Source organism: Vibrio sp. MarTm2, assembly GCF_027587055.1.
GTDB classification, from domain to species: domain Bacteria; phylum Pseudomonadota; class Gammaproteobacteria; order Enterobacterales; family Vibrionaceae; genus Vibrio; species Vibrio sinaloensis_D.
Genome location: NZ_JAPPTK010000048.1, coordinates 1 through 683, shown reverse-complemented (window position 1 = coordinate 683; position 683 = coordinate 1). Strand labels below are relative to the sequence as shown.

Annotated in this window: 1 protein-coding gene; it reads right to left on the bottom strand. The window is 43.0% G+C overall.

Annotation, left to right across the window (positions count from 1 at the left end; translation table 11 throughout):
• Positions 1-117: 117 nt before the first annotated feature.
• Positions 118-648 (bottom strand): hypothetical protein, encoded by a 531-nt coding sequence (locus OH458_RS21950; RefSeq protein WP_269979855.1) that lies wholly within the window; start codon positions 646-648, stop codon positions 118-120.
• Positions 649-683 lie beyond the last annotated feature (35 nt).

Here is a 683-nt window from a genome sequence, read left to right as displayed (position 1 = left end):
TAACGCCTTGTTAAGGTGTGAGGCACGCAATACCGAAGCCTCTGCATACCACCTTAACCGCTAAACCTGACGCATAGCAAAAATGCCACGCGTGCCGAATCACTCTTGAACAATTTGTTATGTGCCTTTGCGAATATAGCCCCAATACACTTTGTGCCTGTCAGCCAAAGGAATGATTTTATATTTTTGAATACCAAGCAGGCACCCAACCCTTGAATGCCCCTCAACTAAATGAGGCATGCCAGATTTACCACTAAGAACATTTGCATCTAGAAATATCGGTGGCGTTAACCAAGTGCCGTGCTTTTTCCAATGATTGAGTACTTCCTCTCGGCAATCAATCACAGCCTCTCCGACGTCGTTGAAATGCGATGCATCTTCAGATACCTCCTCAAGGAAATCAGGAAATGAAGCGTTGCTACCTATCTGCAAAAACTTCGTCGTATCAAAATCAACTAGCTCCCACTTTAGATCAGGAAGTGATAGATCACCGTAGAGAGCTAAAAAGCGACTGTTGGCATTATGATCAATATAAAACTGTTCAATTACAGAATCAGGCGCACTAACCCCATGCAGCTTGAGTAAATCGATACTCTTATCTGTGCTGTATGGATCTAGTGCAATTTTCGACAAGTCTTTATACTTCAATTTATTGCCTCAAAACTCTGGTGGCACATAACGCC